This window comes from Salinispora pacifica CNR114 (assembly GCF_000514775.1).
GTDB lineage: Bacteria > Actinomycetota > Actinomycetes > Mycobacteriales > Micromonosporaceae > Micromonospora > Micromonospora pacifica.
Genome location: NZ_AZWO01000012.1, coordinates 55133 through 75372, shown reverse-complemented (window position 1 = coordinate 75372; position 20240 = coordinate 55133). Strand labels below are relative to the sequence as shown.

Annotated in this window: 16 protein-coding genes; 13 read left to right on the top strand and 3 right to left on the bottom strand. The window is 69.9% G+C overall.

From position 1 onward, the window contains the following. The first annotated feature begins 16 nt into the window (after positions 1–16). The 8 genes from B118_RS0108885 to B118_RS0108850 all read left to right on the top strand — a co-directional run bounded on the left by B118_RS0108885 (position 17) and on the right by B118_RS0108850 (position 8953). The gene (locus B118_RS0108885) at positions 17–358 is read left to right on the top strand and encodes a hypothetical protein (RefSeq protein ID WP_028192656.1); all 342 of its coding nucleotides are present in this window, start codon (positions 17–19) and stop codon (positions 356–358) included. 289 nt (positions 359–647) lie between these two features. Then, positions 648–1709 (top strand): BMP family lipoprotein, encoded by a 1062-nt coding sequence (locus tag B118_RS0108880; RefSeq protein WP_018221196.1) that lies wholly within the window; start codon positions 648–650, stop codon positions 1707–1709. Between the two features lie 192 nt (positions 1710–1901). Beyond that, positions 1902–3497: an ABC transporter ATP-binding protein gene (locus B118_RS0108875; protein ID WP_337588119.1), complete on the top strand. Its 1596-nt coding sequence runs from the start codon at positions 1902–1904 to the stop codon at positions 3495–3497. Further along, a complete protein-coding gene (locus B118_RS0108870) occupies positions 3494–4807 on the top strand; it encodes an ABC transporter permease (RefSeq protein ID WP_018221194.1) in 1314 nt (437 codons plus the stop codon). Before B118_RS0108875 ends, B118_RS0108870 begins: the two co-directional genes overlap by 4 nt. 5 nt (positions 4808–4812) lie before the next feature. Then, complete coding sequence (locus tag B118_RS0108865) at positions 4813–6093, top strand: ABC transporter permease (protein ID WP_028192655.1); 1281 nt, start codon at positions 4813–4815, stop codon at positions 6091–6093. Between the two features lie 12 nt (positions 6094–6105). Beyond that, entirely contained in the window at positions 6106–6810 is a 705-nt protein-coding gene (locus tag B118_RS0108860; protein WP_018221192.1) for a cytidine deaminase, read from the top strand. Positions 6811–6900: 90 nt separating this feature from the next. Beyond that, complete coding sequence (locus B118_RS0108855) at positions 6901–8181, top strand: thymidine phosphorylase (RefSeq protein ID WP_018221191.1); 1281 nt, start codon at positions 6901–6903, stop codon at positions 8179–8181. Between the two features lie 118 nt (positions 8182–8299). After that, a complete protein-coding gene (locus B118_RS0108850; protein ID WP_018221190.1) occupies positions 8300–8953 on the top strand; it encodes a DUF4272 domain-containing protein in 654 nt (217 codons plus the stop codon). Here the strand turns inward: B118_RS0108850 and B118_RS0108845 are convergent. Next, positions 8950–9837 (bottom strand): putative RNA methyltransferase, encoded by an 888-nt coding sequence (locus B118_RS0108845; RefSeq protein WP_018221189.1) that lies wholly within the window; start codon positions 9835–9837, stop codon positions 8950–8952. The genes B118_RS0108850 and B118_RS0108845 overlap by 4 nt on opposite strands. A 245-nt stretch (positions 9838–10082) precedes the next feature. On the opposite strand from B118_RS0108845, the gene B118_RS0108840 reads away from it, so the two are divergent. The 5 genes from B118_RS0108840 (at position 10083) to B118_RS0108820 (ending at position 16774) form a co-directional block, all read left to right on the top strand. Beyond that, a complete protein-coding gene (locus tag B118_RS0108840; protein WP_018221187.1) occupies positions 10083–11171 on the top strand; it encodes an adenosine deaminase in 1089 nt (362 codons plus the stop codon). 585 nt (positions 11172–11756) lie between these two features. Then, a complete protein-coding gene (locus B118_RS0108835; RefSeq protein ID WP_026270700.1) occupies positions 11757–15314 on the top strand; it encodes a sensor histidine kinase in 3558 nt (1185 codons plus the stop codon). Further along, entirely contained in the window at positions 15311–15715 is a 405-nt protein-coding gene (locus tag B118_RS0108830) for a roadblock/LC7 domain-containing protein (RefSeq protein WP_011904728.1), read from the top strand. Before B118_RS0108835 ends, B118_RS0108830 begins: the two co-directional genes overlap by 4 nt. A gap of 89 nt (positions 15716–15804) precedes the next feature. Further along, positions 15805–16182, top strand: coding sequence for a DUF742 domain-containing protein (locus tag B118_RS0108825; protein ID WP_026185425.1), 378 nt, complete (start codon positions 15805–15807; stop codon positions 16180–16182). 1 nt (position 16183) lies between these two features. Further along, the gene (locus B118_RS0108820; protein ID WP_018221184.1) at positions 16184–16774 is read left to right on the top strand and encodes a GTP-binding protein; all 591 of its coding nucleotides are present in this window, start codon (positions 16184–16186) and stop codon (positions 16772–16774) included. Positions 16775–16914: 140 nt separating this feature from the next. Here the strand turns inward: B118_RS0108820 and B118_RS0108815 are convergent, their stop codons facing one another. Continuing rightward, on the bottom strand, positions 16915–19185 hold the full coding sequence (locus tag B118_RS0108815; RefSeq protein ID WP_018811412.1) for a hypothetical protein: 2271 nt from the start codon (positions 19183–19185) through the stop codon (positions 16915–16917). A 39-nt stretch (positions 19186–19224) separates the two neighbouring features. Continuing rightward, positions 19225–20148, bottom strand: coding sequence for a hypothetical protein (locus B118_RS0108810; protein WP_026185424.1), 924 nt, complete (start codon positions 20146–20148; stop codon positions 19225–19227). Positions 20149–20240: the final 92 nt, after the last annotated feature.

Genomic DNA, 20240 nt, shown 5'->3' with positions numbered 1-20240 from the left:
CGGGAGGATAGGCCGCGTGGAAGCTCTACGACTAACTCTCCGTTACATTCACCTGATCGGGTTCGCGCTGTTGCTCGGTGGCGCGGTGGTGCAGTACCTCAAGAGCAGGTTCCGGATCAACCCGGCCATGCTCTGGGGCGCGGCGCTCATGCTGCTGACCGGAATCGGCCTCTCCGCGCCACTGCGAGACGGCGGTGAGCCGGACCCGGCGAAGCTCGTCACCAAACTGGCGCTCGCGCTGCTCATCTTCGTCATGGTCTTCTTCTCCCGGAAGCGGGAAGCGGTCAACCGTGGACATTTACTCGCAATCATCGGGCTGACCCTGGTCAACGCTGCGGTGGCGGTCTTCTGGCGGTAACGTCCGACGGAGGACCCCCCTGCACGGGGAACCTCCCCGCAGCGGAGAATTCGTCCCACCCGCGCTCCTTTGGCCGGCATGTCGCGTGACCGAAATACCCCAGGATCACGTCGGGGTAACAGGCACCCAACAGTCACGCATGATTGTCGGCCGGGATGGGTGCCGAGGCGTACGCTCGGCGTCCGGAACGGGGGACACCGGCGGCACAGTGCAGGCCGGTTCACAAGGGCTGCCACCGTGGTGGACGCGGTGCGCAACGGAAGGAGTCGTCTTGCGCTCGGTGCGTGGGATGCGGATCGCCTCGGTCTTCGCGGTGGGTGGCCTCGTGCTGGCCGCCTCCGCCTGCGGTGAGGCGCCCGAGGAGAACAACGCCGGCAACGGCGGCGAGAAGTTCAGTGCCTGCATGGTGACCGACGTCGGTGGGATCGACGACAAGTCCTTCAACACCTCGGCCTGGCAGGGCCTGGAGGCAGCCAAGGCCGAGAACAAGGACATCGACATCAAGTACGTCGCGTCGAAGGCCGAGGCCGACTACGAGCCGAACCTGACGCAGTACGTCAACCAGGACTGCGACTTCATCCTCGCCGTCGGTGGCCTGATGGGGGACGCCACCGCCAAGATCGCGGCGGCGAATCCGGACCAGCAGTTCGGCATCGTGGACACGAAGCTGTCGGAGAGCAACGTCTACCCGATGCAGTTCGACACCGCCCAGGCCGGCTTCCTCGCCGGATACCTGGCCGCCGGCTTCAGCCAGACCGGCAAGGTGGGTACCTACGGCGGCGAGAAGATCCCGCCGGTGACCATCTTCATGGACGGCTACGCCGACGGGGTTGACCACTACAACGAGGCCAAGGGGAAGAACGTTCAGGTCCTGGGGTGGGACAAGGCCAGCCAGGACGGCTCGTTCGCCAACAGCTTCGTCAAGCAGGACGAGGGCAAGAAGGTCAGTGACGCGCTGGTCGCCCAGGGCGCGGACATCATCATGCCGGTCGCCGGGGGCGCGGGTCTCGGCACCACCGCGGCGGCCCAGTCCTCCGACGGCAAGTACAACACCATCTGGGTCGACGTCGACGGCTGCGAGAGCACCTCGAACTGCCCGGCCATCATCACCACCGTGGTGAAGAACATCCCCGGCGCCGTTCAGGAGGCCGTGCTCAAGGCCGCCGCCGGCGAGAAGCTGGAGGCGAACCCGGGCTTCACCGGGACGCTGGCCAACGGGGGCGTCTCGCTCGCGCCGTACCACGAGTTCGACAGCGAGATCCCGGCTGAGCTGAAGGCCGAGGTCGACAAGCTGAAGGCGGACATCGCCGCTGGCCTGATCAAGGTTGAGTCGCAGTCCCAACCGCAGTGAGCTGATGCCAGCTCGCCGTGGTGAGATGCTCTACCAAGCCGTTCGGCGAGCGGCACCGCACGACGATCCGGCCGCCTTGGCGCCACGGGACCTCCCGCTGGCGCCGGGGCGGCCGATCGGCTCCATCACGAGTGCCGTTGCCGGCGTGCCGGCAACTCCCCCGCACCATCGCTTCGTACCCGGGAGGTTGCGCTGAGACTCGAACTGCGCGGCATCACCAAACGCTTCGGTGACCTGGTCGCCAACGACCACATCGATCTCACGGTGGAGCCGGGGGAGATCCACGCCCTACTCGGGGAGAATGGCGCGGGTAAGTCGACCCTGATGAACGTGCTGTACGGGCTTTACCAGCCCGACGAGGGCGAGATCCTGGTGGACGGGAAGCCGCTGAAGCCGCGCGGCCCGGCGGACGCCATCGCGGCCGGAATCGGGATGGTGCACCAGCACTTCATGCTGGTCCCGGTCCTCACCGTGGCCGAGAACGTCATGCTCGGGGCTGAGCAGGTCCGGGGCGGCATGCTCGGTTTCCTCGACCGTCGACGTGCCCGGCGCGAGGTCGCGGAGGTCTCCGCCCGCTACAACCTCCAGGTTGACCCGGACGCGATCATCGAGGATCTGCCGGTCGGCATCCAGCAGCGGGTCGAGATCGTCAAAGCCCTCACCCGCGATGTTGACCTGCTCATCCTCGACGAGCCGACCGCGGTGCTCACGCCGCAGGAGACCGAGGAACTGCTCACCGTCATGCGGGAGCTCAAGGCCGCTGGTCGGTCGATAGTCTTCATCACCCACAAGCTCGGCGAGGTGAAGGCCATCGCCGACCGGGTCACCGTGATCCGGCGTGGGCGGACCGTTGGCACCGCCACGCCGGAGGCGAGCCGGGACGAGCTGGCCGCCCTGATGGTTGGCCGCACCGTCCGGCTCACCGTGGACAAGCAGCCCGCCACGCCGGGCGAGCCGGTTCTTGAGCTCTCCGGGCTGGTGGTGGACGACGACCGGCAGGTACGTGCGGTGGACGGCGTTGACCTGACCGTGCGCGCCGGTGAGGTGCTCGGCATCGCCGGCGTGCAGGGTAATGGCCAGACCGAGCTGGTCGAGGCGGTCATGGGGCTGCGTCCGCTGCTCGCTGGCTCGGTGCAGCTGGGCGGGGAGCGGATCGACGCCTGGTCAACCAAGGAGGTCCTCCGCGCGGGCGTTGGCTACGTGCCCGAGGACCGCAGTGTCGACGGGTTGGTCAAGGAACTCAGCATCGCGGAGAACCTGGTGCTGGACCTGTACGACCGACCGCCGTTCGGCAGGGGGCTGGCACTCCGACCGGATGCGATCAAGAAGTCGGCGCGGGAGCGGATCGCCCAGTTCGACGTCCGTACCCCGTCGGCGGAGGCGGCGGTCGGCACGCTCTCCGGCGGTAACCAGCAGAAGGTGATCGTCGCGCGGGAACTGTCCCGGCCGCTGAAGCTCCTCATCGCCGCCCAACCGACCCGTGGCGTCGATGTCGGCTCCATCGAGTTCATCCACAGTCGGGTCATCCACGAGCGGGATGCCGGAACCGCCGTCCTCCTCGTCTCCAGCGAACTCGACGAGGTGATCGGCCTGGCCGACCGGATCGCGGTGATGTACCGCGGTCGGATCATCGGCATCGTCGGCCCGGACACCCCCCGCGAGGAGATCGGCCTGCTGATGGCGGGTATCACTCCGGACCCGGCCGACGCCGGGGCGAACGGAGCGACGGCGGGTACCGACGCTGGGGCGCCTGCCCCATCGGGCCCCGGGAGCGAGGACGAGGCATGACCAACGCAGAGTCCGGCTCCCCGGACAAGGAACCGGCGACCACGGACCAGGCGGCCAGGACGACGCTCGACAACACCGAGCGAGCCGAGCCGACGAGTCAGCAGCCACCGGAGCGCCCCGCGCTCGGGCAGCTCTTCGTGGCGAATCTCTGGGCCGCCAACACCTTCACGGTGACGTTGCTGTCGCTGGTCCTGGCGATGATCGTCGGCGGGATCCTGATGATCGTCTCCGATCCGGACGTACTGGCCACCTATGGCTACATCACCGCCCGCCCGGGCGACGCCCTCAACGCCAGCTGGGCGTTGGTCAGCGAGGCGTACGCGAACCTGTTCAAGGGCGCGGTCCTCGACCCGGACGCGGTCGGCCTCACCGCGGCGCTGAGCCCGATCTCGGAGACGCTGACCTACACCGCCCCGCTGGTCTTTACCGGTCTCTCCGTGGCGCTCGCCTTCCGTGGCGGCCTGTTCAACATCGGTGCCCAGGGGCAGGCCACGATGGGCGTCATCGCGGCCGGGCTGGCCGGGTTCCTGCTGCCGCTGCCGGCCGGGCTGCACCTGCTCGTCGCGGTGTTCGCCGGTGCGGTTGGTGGTGCCGTGTGGGGCTTCATTCCGGGGATCCTCAAGGCCCGCACCGGCGCCCACGAGGTGATCAACACGATCATGCTCAACTACGTCGCGGTGTACTTCCTGGTGTGGTTGATCGTGCAGAACGGGGTTCAGGACCCGAACCGTACGAATGCCATCAGTCGCCCGGTGGACGCCTCCGCGCAGCTTCCCCGGCTCTTCGGCGACAACCTGCGGGCGCACGCCGGAATCATCCTCGCCGTGCTGGCAACCTGGGCGGTCGCCTGGCTGCTGAACCGGTCGACCCTCGGCTTCGAGCTGCGGGCCGTGGGGAGTAACCCGGCGGCTTCGCGTACCGCCGGCATCAGTGTCACCCGGACCTACGTGTTGATTATGGTGTTCGCCGGCGCCCTGGCCGGCCTTGGCGGCTCGCAGATGGTGCTCGGCACCACCGCCGCCGCGCTGACCCCGCTGGTCGTGGCCCAGATCGGTTTCGACGGCATTCTGGTGGCGCTCCTCGGCCGGGTGAAGCCGTGGGGCGTGTTGCTCGCCGCCCTGCTCTTCGGCGCGCTGCAGGCCGGCGGTAACCGGATGCAGTCGTACTCGGGTGTCTCGCTGGAACTGGTTACCGTGCTCCAGGCGCTGATCGTGATCTTCATCGCCGCACCGGCCCTGGTGAAGGCGATCTTCCAGCTTCGAGCCGCCCGGGCCGCCCGGCCGCAGACGAGCCTCGCGAAGGGCTGGTGACGCGCATGTCCACCATGGCTGTTGACGACGTCGCGGTCGCCCCGGTCAACGAGGGGTTCTGGACCCGGGCCCGGAAGGCCGGCCTGGTGCTGACCGCGCTCGGCCTGCTGGCGGTGCTGCTCTTCCCCGCGCTCGCCGCCAGTGAGCCGGCCCGATTCACCCTCAGCGAGGATGCCAGCGGCGCCGCGTTGAAGATCAACGGAACGGTTGGCGCGGCCCTCTTCGGGGCGGTCGCCCTCGCCGCCGGCGTGGCGATCCTGGCCGGGCTGCCGAAGCGCTGGTTCACCCTCGTGCTCGGTGTGGGCCTGGTCGGCTTCGTGGTGAGCTTCCTCTGCTGGCAGGTCTCCACCGCGCCGGCCGGGCAGAACTTCATGCCCCTGGTCAACATCGTCCGGGGCACCTTCATCCTGGCACTTCCGCTGATCTTCGGGTCGCTGGCCGGCGTGCTCTGCGAACGCTCCGGCGTGATCAACGTGGCCATCGAGGGTCAGCTACTGATGGGGGCCTTCAGCGGCGCCCTCTTCGGCAGCCTCAGCGGCAACCTCTGGGTGGGCCTGGTCGCCGCGGCGATCGGCGGCACCTTCATCTCGCTGCTGCTGGCGGTCTTCGCCATCCGCTACCTGGTGGACCAGGTGGTCATGGGGATCGTGCTGAACCTGCTCGCGGTGGGCATCACCGGCTTCCTCTACGAGCGGTTGATGCAGCCCGACCCGGCGAAGTACAACAGCGCCCCACACTTCAGCAACTGGGAGATCCCGCTGCTGTCGGAGATCCCGGTGCTGGGGCCGGCGCTGTTCGCCGGCAACATCTTCCTCTACCTCGGCCTGCTGCTGGTCCTGGTGATTCACATCGGGCTGTTCCGGACCCGGTGGGGTCTGCGTACCCGTTCGGTCGGTGAGCATCCGACCGCCGCCGACACCCTCGGCGTCCGGGTGCTGCGGCTGCGCTACCGCAATGTGCTGCTGGCCGGGGCGGTCGCCGGCATAGGTGGCGCGTCCTACACCCTCGCCCTCTTCTCGTTCACCAAGAACATGATCGGCGGCAAGGGCTTCATCGCCCTGGCGGCGCTGATCTTCGGCCGGTGGAGCCCGACCGGCGCGCTGCTCGCGGCGCTCTTCTTCGGCTTCGCCGACCAACTCGCCACCTACCTGAGCGCGATCAACAGCGCCATTCCGAGTCAGTTCCTGGCGATGCTGCCGTACCTGGCGACGATCCTGGCGGTGGCGGGGCTGGTGGGTAGGGTCCGGGCACCGGCCGCCGATGGCAAGCCGTACATCAAGGGTTGATGGGGATACCAGATGGAGCTCGACTGGGGGCGGCTGCGCGCCGCCGCGACCGAGGTGATGCGGCACGCGTACGTGCCGTACTCGAAGTTTCCGGTGGGGGCGGCCGCCCTGGTGGACGATGGTCGCATCGTGGTCGGCTGCAACGTGGAGAACGCGTCGTACGGCATGGCGCTCTGCGCCGAGTGCGGCGTGGTCTCCGGCCTGCACGCCACCGGTGGTGGGCGGATCGTCGCGCTCTCCTGCGTAGACGCCACCGGGGAGCCGCTGATGCCGTGCGGGCGGTGCCGGCAGCTGCTCTGGGAACACGGCGGCCCGGAGTGCCTGATCGAGGCGAAGGGCGGAGCGCTACGGATGGCCGAGCTGCTGCCGCACGCCTTCGACGCGGCGGATCTGGAGGCGGTGACCGGGGCGGACCCGGTTCCGATGGTGCCGGAGCGGCTGGCTGCCTGGCGGGGGCGTGGGACGGTCTTCGTGCACCCGGACCTGTCGGCGGGGCAGCAGGTGTGGACGGCGTACTGGGAACGCTCGGCGGGGGAGGCCGGCGACGGCGAGACCGGCGTCCTCGAGGAGGGGCCGAGCTGGGATGATCCAGCGGAGGCGATCACCTGGGGGCTGGCCCGGGTACCTCGGGTCGTGGTGGTGGACGCGGCGGGCACGATCTTCTGGGCGGGTGAGGGTGAGCCGCCGTTGGAGATCCCGATCCGGTGGCCGGGCTGAGCGTACGGGGCAGGGGCCGACCGACGGCCGGACACATCGGAGTGTGCGGGTGGCCAGCCCGGGCTGAGGACGTGGAGAGAGAGTTAGCTCATGGCGGAATTTACGGCGGTTGATGTCATTCGGGCCAAGCGGGACGGCGCGGCCCTCTCCGATGCGCAGGTCGACTGGGTGGTGGACGCCTACACCCGGGGCCAGGTGGCGGACGAGCAGATGGCCGCGCTCGCGATGGCGATCCTGCTGAACGGCATGACCACGCCGGAGATCGCCCGGTGGACCGCGGCGATGATCGCCAGCGGGGAGCGGCTGGACCTCTCGGCGGTCGACCGGCCGACGGTGGACAAGCACTCGACCGGCGGCGTCGGAGACAAGATCACCCTGCCGTTGACTCCGTTGGTGGCGGCCTGTGGCGCGGCCGTGCCGCAGCTGAGCGGCCGGGGCCTCGGGCACACCGGCGGCACGCTGGACAAGCTGGAGTCGGTTCCGGGCTGGCGGGCATCGCTGGGCAACGAGGAGTTCCTCGCCCAGCTCCGCGACATCGGCGCGGTGATCTGCGCGGCCGGTGCCGGTCTCGCGCCGGCCGACCGCAAGCTGTATGCGTTGCGGGACGTGACCGGCACGGTGGAGGCCATCCCGTTGATCGCCAGCTCGATCATGAGCAAGAAGATCGCTGAGGGGACCGGCGCGCTGGTGCTCGACGTCAAGGTCGGCTCGGGCGCGTTCATGAAGTCGGTCGACCAGGCCCGGCAACTGGCCCGCACCATGGTCGAGCTGGGTGGTGCGCAGGGTGTGCGCACGGTCGCCCTGTTGACCGACATGTCCACCCCCCTGGGGCTGGCCATCGGCAACGCGGTCGAGGTGACCGAGTCCGTCGAGGTGCTGGCGGGCGGCGGACCAGCCGACGTGGTGGAGCTGACTCTGGCCCTGGCCCGCGAGATGCTGGACGCGGCCGGGCTACCGGACGCCGATCCGGCGGCGGCGTTGCGCGACGGCCGGGCGATGGACGCCTGGCGGGCGATGCTCCGAGCCCAGGGCGGGGACCCGGACGCCCCGCTGCCCACCGCGCCGGAGGTCGAGGTGGTCCGCGCTGACGAGAGCGGGGTGGTGGCCCAGGTCGACGCGTACGGAATGGGGGTGGCCGCGTGGCGGCTCGGTGCCGGCCGGGCCCGTAAGGAGGACGCGGTGTCCGCGCCAGCGGGTGTGCTGCTGCACAAGCGCCCCGGTGATCCGGTCCGGGCCGGCGAGCCTCTCTTCGAGCTGCGGGCCGAGGAGGCCGATCGGATTCCGGCGGCCCGGACGGAGGCGGTGCGGGCGGTACGGATCGCGGCGGCTGCCCCGGAACAGCAGCCGTTAGTGCTCGAGCGAATCGGCTGACCGTCCGTTCCGTTCCCCTCAGCGGAGGGCTATCCTGCCTGGCCAGGAGGACGATTCGGCCAGCCAGTCCACACAGACGAGGATAACCGTCGTGGCGGTACCTGCCCCAAACCCCCGAATGGTGCGTGCGGCCAGCCTGGAGGAGTTGTCTCGGCTGGGTCTGCCACTGCCGCCGGCGCACTTTCCCCTGGTGTGGGAGCCCGGTGACGAGATCGAGCTGCGCCCGACCGGTGAGATCGAGACGCGGGTCGCGGTGCTGCACCTCATCCTGGCCCGCTGTTTCGGCATGCCGCCGCAGGCGGCGATGAGTTGGCTGCTCGCCTCGCATCTGGTGGAGACGGTCACCCCGCCGGAGTGGCAGTTCGTTACCGGCGGCAAGGGCGACCACCGCTCGTTCGTGCTGCACTACGACGCGCTGTACGCCCTGGCCTGGGTGCTTGGCCTAACTCGGCAGCTGGACCCGACGCTGCCGGTGGACGAGCGGCTGGTGGAGCGGATGCCGAACATTCTGGCCGGCGAGACGGTCCGGCACTGGCGGTCGCGGACCCTCACCGCCCCCCGGGATCCGGCGGACGCGGCGGCCCTGCTTGACCTGCACTACTGCCTGGACTGGGCCTATCTTGAGGTGGAGCACGCCCACCGAACCCTGCCCGGCCTGGTGGACGCCAATGCGATCGGGCAGCGTCGTTGGGCACTGGAGTGGGCAGTGGTCCTCCGGGGCCCTTACCACGACGAGCCCGCCGGCTGGGAAGAGGTGGATCTCTCTACCTAACGGCGGCGGTGGACACCGAGTCGGACGGCCACGGTTACCTCGACCGGGTTGGGTAGGGCGGCGATCCGTTCGGTGAGCCGGGCCGGGTCGGTGTGCCAGGCGCTGGGTCCCATCCCCACCAGAGTGGCGATCTCCGGGCGGGTCAACGTCAGCCGGGTTCGGTGTTCGGTCTCCGACTCGGTGGCGAAGCGCGTACCGAGTCGCCCGGCCACCCGGTCGGGCTTTGCCGGATCGACCTGGAGCAGGCCGAGCGCACCAACCAACTCGGTGAGGTGGTCGGCGGCGGGCGTGACGACCAGCAGCGCGCCGGCCGGATCGAGTACCCGGTGAAACTCCGCTCCGTTGCGTGGGGCGAAGACGTTCAACAGCACGGCGACCGACGCGTCGGGCAGCGGGAGCTGCTGCCAGGTGTCGGCCAGCGCCGCCCCGGCTCGTTGATGGGCGCGGGCCGCGCGGCGTAACGCCGGCTTCGACACGTCCAGGGCCAGGCCGACGGCGTCCGGCAGGGCCGCCAGCACCGCGGCGAGGTGCCGGCCGGTGCCGGCGCCGGGCTCCACCACCAGGGGGTTCGCCGCGGCGGTAGTCCCGGGCTGGGGGTGCGCGGCGCGGTAGCGGGCCGCGGCGACCGCGGCCGCTTCGGCCAGCGCCCGGGAGATCAGGTCGTAGTGGCCGGCGGCGAGGAAGTCGGTGCGGGCGGCGACCATCTCGCCGGTGTCCCCGACGTGTGGCGCCCGGCCGGCCAGGAGGTTCACATAGCCCTGTCGGGCCACGTCGAAGCTGTGCCGGCGCGGACAGGTCAGCGTCCGGGTGGTGCCAGCGGTCGCCGCGGCCAGCGGAAGGGCGCAGACCGGGCAGCGCAGCCGGTGGCGGATGCGGGGATCCATGTCGGGCTCCGGGCCGGTCGGTGGCGAGCCGGGCGGTCACCCGGTGGACCGGCATCCTATCGACCCCGGGCGAGCCGGTTGCGGAGGACGACGTCGTGGTCCAGGAACGGCACGAACCGCGGCCACGAGGTGCGCGGGATTGTCGGGTCGAGCAAAGCCGTTCCCTCCCGGCCGGAGGGGTGACCCGGGCAACGCGCCAACGGGGCTGCCGCGGTGCAGACGTTGGTGCCGACTAGGGTCTGAACATGGTTGCGACTATCCGGTACGAGGACATCGTCAAGGTTCCCAAGGCGCTGCTGCACGATCACCTCGACGGCGGCCTGCGGCCAGCGACGGTCGTCGAGCTGGCCGCCGAGGTGGGGCACGAGCTGCCGACGACCGATCCGGAGGCGTTGGGCCACTGGTTCGTTGACGCGGCCAGCTCCGGCTCGTTGGAGCGGTATCTGGAGACCTTCGCGCACACCGTGCAGGTCATGCAGACTGCTTCGGCGCTGCGGCGGGTGGCCCGGGAGTGCGCGCTGGACCTGGCGGCTGACGGTGTCGTCTACGCGGAGGTCCGGTTCGCGCCGGAGCTGCACCTGGAGCGGGGCCTCACCCTGGACGAGGTGGTCGCGGCGGTGATCGCCGGCTTCGCCGAGGGCAGCGACCTCGCCGCGGCGCAGGGCACGCCGATTCGGGTCGGCACGCTGCTGACCGCCATGCGGCACGCCGCCCGGTCGCAGGAGATCGCCGAACTGGCCGTGCGGCACCGGGACGTCGGTGTCGTGGGCTTCGACATCGCCGGTGCCGAGGCCGGTTTCCCGCCCACCCGGCACCTGGATGCCTTCGAGTACCTGCAGCGGGAGAACTTCCACTTCACGATCCACGCCGGCGAGGCGTTTGGGCTGCCGTCGATCTGGCAGGCGATCCAGTGGTGCGGAGCAGACCGGCTCGGCCACGGGGTGCGGATCGTGGATGACATCACGCCCGGCGCGGAACCGGTGCTTGGCCGGCTGGCCGCGTACGTGCGCGACAAGCGGATTCCGCTGGAGCTGTGCCCCTCGTCGAACGTGCAGACCGGGGCGGCCCCCTCGATCGCTGACCATCCGATCGGGCTGCTGCGGGATCTGCGGTTCCGAGTCACTGTCAACACCGACAATCGGCTGATGAGCGGCACGTCCATGTCGCGGGAGATGGCCTTGTTGGTGGATGCGTTCGGGTACGGCTGGCGGGAACTGCAGTGGCTGACGATTAACGCCATGAAGAGCGCCTTCATCCCGTTTGACCAGCGGCTGCAGATTATCGACGAGGTGATCAAGCCGGCGTACGGGCGGCTGTTGACCGACGCCGGGTAGCCGTGGGGCGGAGCCGGGGCGTGGGTGAGCCGGTCGCTCGGTCGGCATCCGTCGCTGCCCGGCGTCCGCGGCAAACCGTCCCTTTGGCGCCGGGAAGTGGCGAGCCGGCGGCTCTAATTCGCCGACCGGCTGTACCCAAATCGCCTCCAATCGCGTATAATGACGCGTCGGCCCGCCCTGGGCTGACCGGAGCGTCGTCTCCCGTTGTCGGGTTGGCGCGTCGAGGGGCAGCACTCTCGGTCGACCTGCCCTTTCCGTGCCGGCGGCAGTGAGGGTTCCCAGGACTCGGGTGGCAGTCGTTCGAGCTGGGTTGGAAGTTCGGTTCGTCAGCTATGTACGACTTTTGATGGCCGAAGCGGCGGCTAGTAGGACAACGCGGAGGGGCGTTCCATTGCGTTGGGTAACGCAGGTCAGACTGAATGCGATCGGATCGCCAGAACATTTCGCTGTGGCGGTGGTCAAGACCAGCCTGGGCTTTCTCTTTCCGGGGTGGCGTGGTGGAATCTCGGATGGTCCGACCCAATGGGTCGGTCGCCGGGCGTTGCCCGAGGGCAACACGAGGGCTGCAATCGCGAGGGCGGTGACGTGAGCAAACGACCGAAGACGGCAGACTCTTCGCTGTCGCGTCTGCGCCGGCCTGCTGGTCGGCTTCGCGACCTGCCGATCTGGTCCAAGCTCGGTCTCATCTTGATCGTGCCGACCGTTGCAACGGTCGTCGTGGGTACCAGTGGCATCGTTGACCACCTGCAGACACTCAACAACGCCAATCGATCCGGCGACCTCGCCAGCCTGGTCGCCTACTCGGGTGACCTGGTCGGCCAACTACAGGCCGAGCGGACGGAAGCGGTCCGGCTGCTTGGCGAAGATCGGGCGGCGGAGCAGGAGGAGCGCCGCGCCGCGTACGATGCGGCTTCCGCCCGGGTTGACCAGGCGAAGGAACCGTACGCCGAGCGGCGGGGCGAGGTTACGGGCCTGCCCGACACGCTGGAGAACCAGCTCCGCTTCATCGACCAGACCCTCACCGACCTGCCCGGAACGCGAAGCCAGGTTCTCAACGGTCGGCTCAGCATCACCCAGGCGCAGCAACAGTACGACAGCCTGCTCGCCGACCTGATCAACGTGCGGGACTCGGCCACCCAGTTGGCCGGTGACTCCGGGCTGAGCGACCTGATGCGGGCCGCGACCGCCCTCACCCGAAACAAGGAGTACCTGTCCCAGCAGCGGGACGTGGTTCACGTAGCCCTCGGCCGGCAGCAGCTCACCCCCGAACTACGGAACACCTACATCTCCACCTGGACCGGCCAGCGCCAGTGGGTGGAGACCTTCGCCGCCGTCGCTGACCGTGCCGACCAGGAGCTGTTCGACCAAACGGTCGCCGGTCCCGACGCCCGCGAGGCGGTCTCCTACAACAGCAACCTGCGCGGCCTCTCCGACGCCAGGAACCTGGAGAGCGTCGGCTTCACAGCCGACCAGTGGGACAAGGCGATGACCGAATACGCCGCCCTGGTTCGGGAGGTGGAGGCGAAGATCGACAGAGACGCCGTCCAGCTCGCGGACGAGCTCCGGTCGGCCGTGCGGCTGCAGGTGTTCCTGGAGACCGGGGTGCTGCTCAGCATGCTGCTGCTCGCCGTCCTCTTCGCGTACCTGATCGCCCGCTCGATGGCGCGGTCGCTGCGCGAGCTGCGGCAGGGCGCTTTCATGATCGCCCGGCACGGGCTGCCGCAGGCCGTCGCCCGACTGCGGGAGAAGCAGGCCACCGGCGGCCAGCAGACTCCGGTGCAACTCGCCAACCAGATCGCCGAGCCGCTGCCGGTGCGCAGCAAGGACGAGTTCGGACAGGTGACCGAGGCGTTCAACGCCGTCCACCTGGAGGCGGTGCGTACCGCGGCGGAGCAGGCCGCCCTGCGGGCTTCCGTGGCGACCATGTTCGTGAACCTGGCCCGCCGGTCGCAGATTCTGGTTGACCGACTTATCGGTCAACTCGACCGACTCGAACGGGGCGAGGAGGATCCGGATCGGCTGGCCGAGCTGTTCCAGCTCGACCACCTCGCCACCCGGATGCGCCGCAACGACGAGAACCTGCTGGTCCTCGCCGCGGCCGACTCCACCCGCGTACAGCGGGAGCCGGCCGCCCTGATCGACGTGCTCCGGGCCGCCCAGTCCGAGGTGGAGCACTACACGCGGATCGAGTTCGGCGTCATTGACCGCGATCTCGAGGTCGTCGCCGCCGCCGTCAACGACCTGGTGCACCTCGTCGCCGAGCTGTTCGACAACGCGACCGCGTTCTCGCCGCCCGAATCGCAGGTTGTCGTGGAGGCCCGCCGGGCCGGCGACCGCGCCTCCCTCTACGTGGAGGACCGGGGCATCGGCATCAGCCCGGAACAGCTGCGGGAGCTGAACGAGAAGCTCGCCACCCCGCCGCAGGTGGACGTGGCGGTTTCTCGGATGATGGGCTTGGTCGTGGTTGCCCGGCTGGCGTCCCGGCACGGGGTCAAGGTGGAGCTGCGCGCCGGCACCAATGGGGGAGCCGTCGCGGAGGTGAGCCTTCCGGCTGGTGTGCTGGTGCCCCGGGCGCTCGGCGCCGGGCGGCAGCTGCCTCCCGGCCTGCCGCCAGCGCCGAACACCAGCCCGGCGGCGTCACTCGACGCGTTCCCCGCGTCGAGTGGCTCAATCGCTGGCCCCCGCCCGGGTGAGTCGGGTAACCAGGTAACGCTCGGTGGCCGGCCCTTCGATCCGGCCCACAGCAACGGTGCGGGCACGCCTTCGGGTTCGCCGCGGGCGATGCCGGCGTGGTCCGATCTCACCGGTGCGACCAACGCCGTCACCGGCGGCGAGTCCCATGCCCCGTACCCCATGAACGGGCAGCCGAACAGCACGTTGCCGCAACGGCGTTCCCCGAGTGGTTCCGATGTCACCGGGCAGCAGCCGAGGATTCCGCGACAGCTGCCGAGTAGCCCAGAAGCCCAGTCGTACGGCACACCGTCGACTCCCTACTCCGGGTGGCCGGATTCCGGTCAACCCACCTCGGGCATGCCGACCTCCGCGTCGCCGGTGTCGGCTACCCCGATCTCCGGGCAACCGAGCTCCGGCCAGCCCTACGCGCCGCCGATCTCCGGGCAGCCGAGCTCCGGCCAGCCCTACGCGCCGCCGTTGCCGCAGCCTCCGGCCACCACGGCCCCGAGTAGCGCCGTCCCACCGGCTTGGCCACCGGTGCCCAGCACCGCTGCCTCGGCCTCCGAACAGGTCCCCACAGCACCCGACCTGACCACCGAGCTGCCTCGGGTAGCAGGATCGGCCGGCTCCCCGCCCGCCGCATACCCCACTGCTCCCGCGTCGGCCGGCCCAGCCGCTCCGGTGCCGGGCCCCCCACCGGTGGCACCGGCCGCGCCGCCACCAGCCGTACCGCCGGTGGGGCCAGCCGCGCCGCAGAACCAGCAGCCGCCGGCCGCGCCGCCGTCAGCCGCGCCGCAAAGCCAGCAGCCGCCTGCCGACGCGACGATGGAACTCCCGATCTTCCGGGAGCTGGAGTCAGCCTGGTTCCGCACCCGTCGACCCGGCTCCGAGGAGACAGCCAAGAACGCCGACACTGTCGGGAGCAGCGGCGCCACGGGGCAGAGTGGTGGCGCGACCCAGCAGTTCGCCAGGATAGACGCGGACCGACAGCAGCACACACCACCAGCGACGACAGGTAACACACCAATGGCAGAAAGCCCGACGAACGGTGGTACATCGGGTCAGAACGGCACGGCCGCGAACGGGAACACGTTCCCCACGGACGCGTTCACCCCGTCACGGGGAAGAGTCGGCGAGGGTTGGAGTACCGCCGCCGACGACGGTTGGCGGGCCGCTACCGCGGCCAGCGACGTACCGGTGGCGGCGACCACCTCGACTGGATTGCCGAAGCGTACGCCGATGGCGCAGCTGGTACCGGGTGCGGTGGAGAAGCCGTCGGCAGCGGTTCAGCGGCGAACGCCCGAGTCGGTCCGAGGGCTGCTCTCCGCGTATCACCGTGGGGTTCAGCGAGGGCGTAAGAATCCCTCGGACAGCAACCGGACCAGCCCGGAGAGTAGTCCGGGTGGGCAGTCCTCGCAATCTGGCTCAGGCCCAATGGCTGGGAGCGGGCAGAAGGAGCAAGAAGGATGACTACTACGCAGGATCTCGGCTGGCTGCTCGCCAACTTCGCCGACCGGGTGCCGGGAGTCGCGCATGCGGTCGCCGTGTCGGCGGACGGCCTGCTCCTCGCGGCCTCACGGGACCTTCCGCGGGACCGGGCCGACCAGTTGGCTGCCATCGCATCCGGACTGGTTAGCCTTACCCAGGGTGCAGCCCGCTGCTTCGAGGGCGGTGCCGTGCTCCAGACCGTGGTGGAGATGGACAACGGTTTCCTTTTCCTGATGTCGATTTCGGATGGCTCGTCGTTCGCGGTGCTCGCTGCCCGCAACTCTGACGTCGGGCAGGTCGGTTACGAGATGGCTCTCCTGGTTGACCGGGTGGGGGATGCGTTGACCCCGCAGCCGCGTGCGGCGGCGGGAATGCCGGGCTGATGTTTCGCTGACCGGGTGGTCGGCGGGCAGGGACAACCTGGAGGGGTCGGCCTGTGCCGGCCCCGGGTGCGAAGGAGGTGAGCGGTGAGATGACTGATCGTGACGAACCGACCGGCTCGTTGGTCCGTCCGTACGCCGTGACCCGGGGTCGCACCCGTCCCCGGCTCGATATCGCGATGGAAGCGCTCATCGAGACGACGGTGCGCGGGCGAGCTGTTGCCACGGGCAACGGCGGGCACGGCCGTGAGCACCAGTACATCGCCGCGCTCTGTGATGGACGTGTGCAGTCGTTAGCCGAGATCGCGGCGCGGATGCAGCTTCCACTCGGCGTGGCCCGGGTGCTCATCGCCGACATGGCGACAGACGGCCTGGTCGCCGTCCATGAGCCGACCATCCTGGACGACTCGGACGACGTGGTGGGCACTGAACTGCTGGAAAGGGTGCTGAGTGGACTTCGCAGGCTCTGACATGGCGCGTCCGCCGACCGCGAGCGGCCGCGTGACATCGGCGAAGATTGTCATTGCTGGTGGATTCGGCGTCGGCAAGACGACGTTGGTCGGCTCGGTCTCGGAGATCACGCCGCTGACCACGGAGGCGATCATGACCTCCGCGAGCGTGGGCGTTGACGACAATCGGCAGGTGCCGGGGAAGTCGACGACCACGGTGGCCATGGATTTTGGTCGAATCACGATCGACCGAGACCTGATTCTGTACCTGTTCGGTACGCCCGGTCAGACGCGGTTCTGGTTCATGTGGGACGAACTGGTTCGTGGCGCCATCGGTGCGGTTGTCCTGGTCGACACCCGTCGGCTCGCTGACTGTTTCGCGGCGATTGACTTCTTCGAGCACCGGCAGCTGCCCTACCTGGTGGCCATCAACTGCTTCGATGGGTTGCAGTACCACAACCCGCAGGAGGTCCGGGACGCGCTGGCAATCTCCAGCCACGTGCCGGTGGTGGCGTGTGACGCCCGTAACCGGGAGTCCACCAAACACGTGCTGATCTCGCTTGTCGAGTACGTGCTCACCATGCGTCGGTCCCGGGCTGTCGCCCGGGCCTGACTGATGTGCCGGTTTCCGGCGACGGCAAGGCCGTCGCCGGAAACCTAAGCCGTTCTGACCAAGGACATCGAACAGCCCCCGGCAACCACCGAGGGCTGTTCGCGATCCAGTTGGTGCTGATTGAGGCCGGGCCCCGGAAGTCAGGACCGGTATCCAACCGAGCGGTACTCGTACTTTTCTTCTTCGTCGCGGTCATTGGTGTCCCGGGTGAAGTCCCAGCCACCAGCGGCTTCGCGCCCTGGACGGCCACCCACCGCGAACCCTCCGATCTCCTGACCGCGACGCCAACCGCGGAAGTAGCCGGTGGTGTTCTCGGCGAGGCTGGCCGCGTCCCGAACGATCCGCAGTGGCCGATCGTCCCGCTTCGGTGAACCGGGGACCAGGTTGGCCTGTGGCACCCGGACTGGAAGACCGGCGGCTGTCTCGGTGGCGGCCTTCGGTTTCGCCGCCTGCTCCGCCGCCTGTTCGGCCGCCTGCCAACCGGTGTCGTTCAGCGACGACCAGTTCACCTCGTCGTCTTCGCTCTGACCGACGAACCAAGCCGACTTCGCCTGGGCGAAGATGAGCAGGTCCCCGTCCCCGTCCCCGTCATCGGCGACCGGTGGTGGACGGTGCTCCGCCGGCGGCAACTGCTGCCCGCTGGGCCGCTCGGTGGGCTGGTGACCGCGGGGTCCATCCCGATCAACGAGGCGGAGCGGCGGCGTGTCGAGCTGTTGGTCAACCCCTTCGAGTAGCGCGCGGTCGGCCAGCGGTGGCGGTTCGACCAAGCGCAGCACCGGCGGCTCCTGCGGCATGTCGTCGGCCAACCACGGTGGTGGCACTCGATTCTCCGCACCTGGGTCAGTCGGAGCGTCCACCCCATGCCCGCCATACGAGTCGGCCGTAGGGTTGCGCGCGGAACCCTCCGCCGGGTCCGGGTTGTTGACAAGCGGCCAGTTCGCCCGCGAGCCCGGGGGAGCGGGCTCCCGGCCGGGACGTGGGTTCGGCACCGGCACGCTGGGGTCGGTCACGCTGAACCCGCTGCTCGGTGTCGCCGGCTCGGATTCCGGGTTGGGTCGCGGCGGGATGACCGTGCGCTGCCGCTCAGCGCGGGCATTCTGGATCGCCGCGGTGGTCAACGTCGCCCGGAACGGCTCACCCGCCTCCGCCGGTGAGCTCGAGCCGCGCTGCGACGGCGGGGCCGGGGCGTTGGCGGCCGACGAGATGGGGCGGTTTGTCGGGCCGTCAATGGGGCTTGGCGTCGCCTCCGGTTGAGTCGGTTCCACCGCGGCCGGCGGACCGGCCACGGCCATGGGGGTAATCGGCTCCGGGGCCACCGGTGGGGGTGCGACCGGCAGCGGTGCGACCGGTGGGGGGCCGAGCGGGCGCGGGGACGGCGGGGCGGTCTGGCCCGGCGCCGGCTCTGGCTGGGGCCGGCGGGCGTTGTCCAGCCGGTTGGGCAGGGTGGCGCCGGCGGACGCTGGCTCGTGGCTCGGCGCCCCGCGTCGGGCGGTAGACCGGCGGCCCGGCGCGGGAGTGCCCGCCCGGTCGTGGAGCACACCGACCAGCGCCTCGCAGCCGACATCGCAGGCCCGGACCGCGGCGACGGCATGCCGGACGGTTGTGGAGACCGCTGCGGTGAGGGCTCGGCTGGCCGAGGCGCGGCGCGGGGTCTCGGCGACCGCGACCCGGAGGGAGGTGATCGCCGCCTCGATCATTTCAGGTGTGGCGACGCCCGCGGCGGCGAGGCCCGCGAGGACCGGGTCGGCCGGTTCGTCGGGCTCCGCGCTGGCCAGCATCCCGGGCTCGGGGAGGGCGTCGAGCACCGCCAGCGCAACCGGCTCGGCGGGATCAGGGTAGGCCTGTAGGGCCGCCGGGAAGAGCTCCCGTAGCACTTCTCGCAGCGCGACCGCGGCCGAATGCCGGCCGCTGGCGAGCGCGGCGTGCGCGGCGAGGACCGGCTGGTAGCCGGCCAGGTCCCGAGGAGCGGGCAGCGCGACGGCGGAGAGCGCACCGGCTTGTAGGGCGCGGGCGAGGCCGATGGCCCGTCGCTGCACCGGCGGTGCCTGCACCTCCTCCGGGGAGTCGTCGTCGGCGAACCGCTCGGCGAAGTCGTCCACCGAGTCGTCGTCCGCGACTGCCAGCGGACGACCAGCGGCGGTGACGAGGGAGGTGACGGTGTGGTCATCGTTGTCGGCGGCGATCGCCGCGCCGCTGGGTCCGCCCGATCGTTCCACGAGCAGTGTGACCAACTGGGCGTAGCCGGCGGGGTCATCGCTGATCTCGCGGATGTGCAGCAGACGACCAGCGTCGTCAACTACGGCGGATGTCAGCGTCGAACTGACCGAGGCCGGCCGCTCAGCCGGATCCGCCGAGGCCAGACCGCAGTACACGCGCACGAGCGCCACGGCGTCGTCCTCCTCCCGGGACACAGGTCTTCTCTGCCAGAGAATGATGCTCCCTGGTGCGGGTCAGTCGCGCCAGTCCACAACGGCAGAGATCTTGCCGACAATGGTGCGCCAACCCAGGCTTGCGGTTTGTGCCCCGATCTTCTTGAGCCGGCGCCGGCCGCGAAATCCGCCAATTCCCCCGCTGGCAGCCGCCCGCAACGCCTCGTCCAGGTCGTCGAGGCTGGAGCCAGCGGAGAGCATGTCCAGCACGGCGGGCACCCGCAGCGCGTACGAGAGGTCACGGGCGACCTCGCCGGCCTCGATGAGTAGCGCTGAGTCCCAGGCGTCGTGCCCGCCACGCAGGTTCTCCACGACCAGGTCGAGCTCGTAGGTGTCCTCGTCGAGCGGTGTGACATCGCTCGGCTCCACCCGCTCGGACAGCTCGCCCCAACTGTCCAGCTGGGACAGATCATTGGGAGCGCCGGAGCGCACGAAGCTGACCAGGGATTCGGTCGTCTTGAAGAGCAACAGCCGACCCTTGTGACTGAGGAAGACCGGCACCTCCTCATCGCCCGCGTCGTCGGTGGACTCGGTCGAGGAGGCCTCCGCATCGTCCCCGGAGTCCTCGCGGGCGTTGCGCTCCTCCCGGTCGCTCTCCGCGAACTCCTGGGCGACCTCCTCGTCGAGGATGACGACCTCGTCGTCGTCCTCTTCGGCCACCACCTGTCGCCGGGCGAGGAAGGGGTCGTCCTGGTCGCGCTCCTCGACATCGGTCGGGGTCAGCTCCCGAGCCGGACGGTAGGCGCGCAGCGTGTAACCGGTGCCGGCCGGTAGCGCGATCTCCACCGGGTCGATCCGCAGCTCCGCCCAGAGCGCGCGGTCAACCTCATCCGACTCGGCAGCGGTGCCGGAGGCAGCCGAGTCGTCGACTTCGGGCTCGTCGGAATCGGGTCGTTGAGGCGACTGGCGGGCCACGCTGACCTCCGTGTGCTTCGGATTACCCACCCACCCGGTCGCCCGGCGGGTGACTACGCGCACATACCCTAGTGGGCGGCGCCGGACTGTGGTGTCGGTACCCCGGCGGAGAATGGGAATTG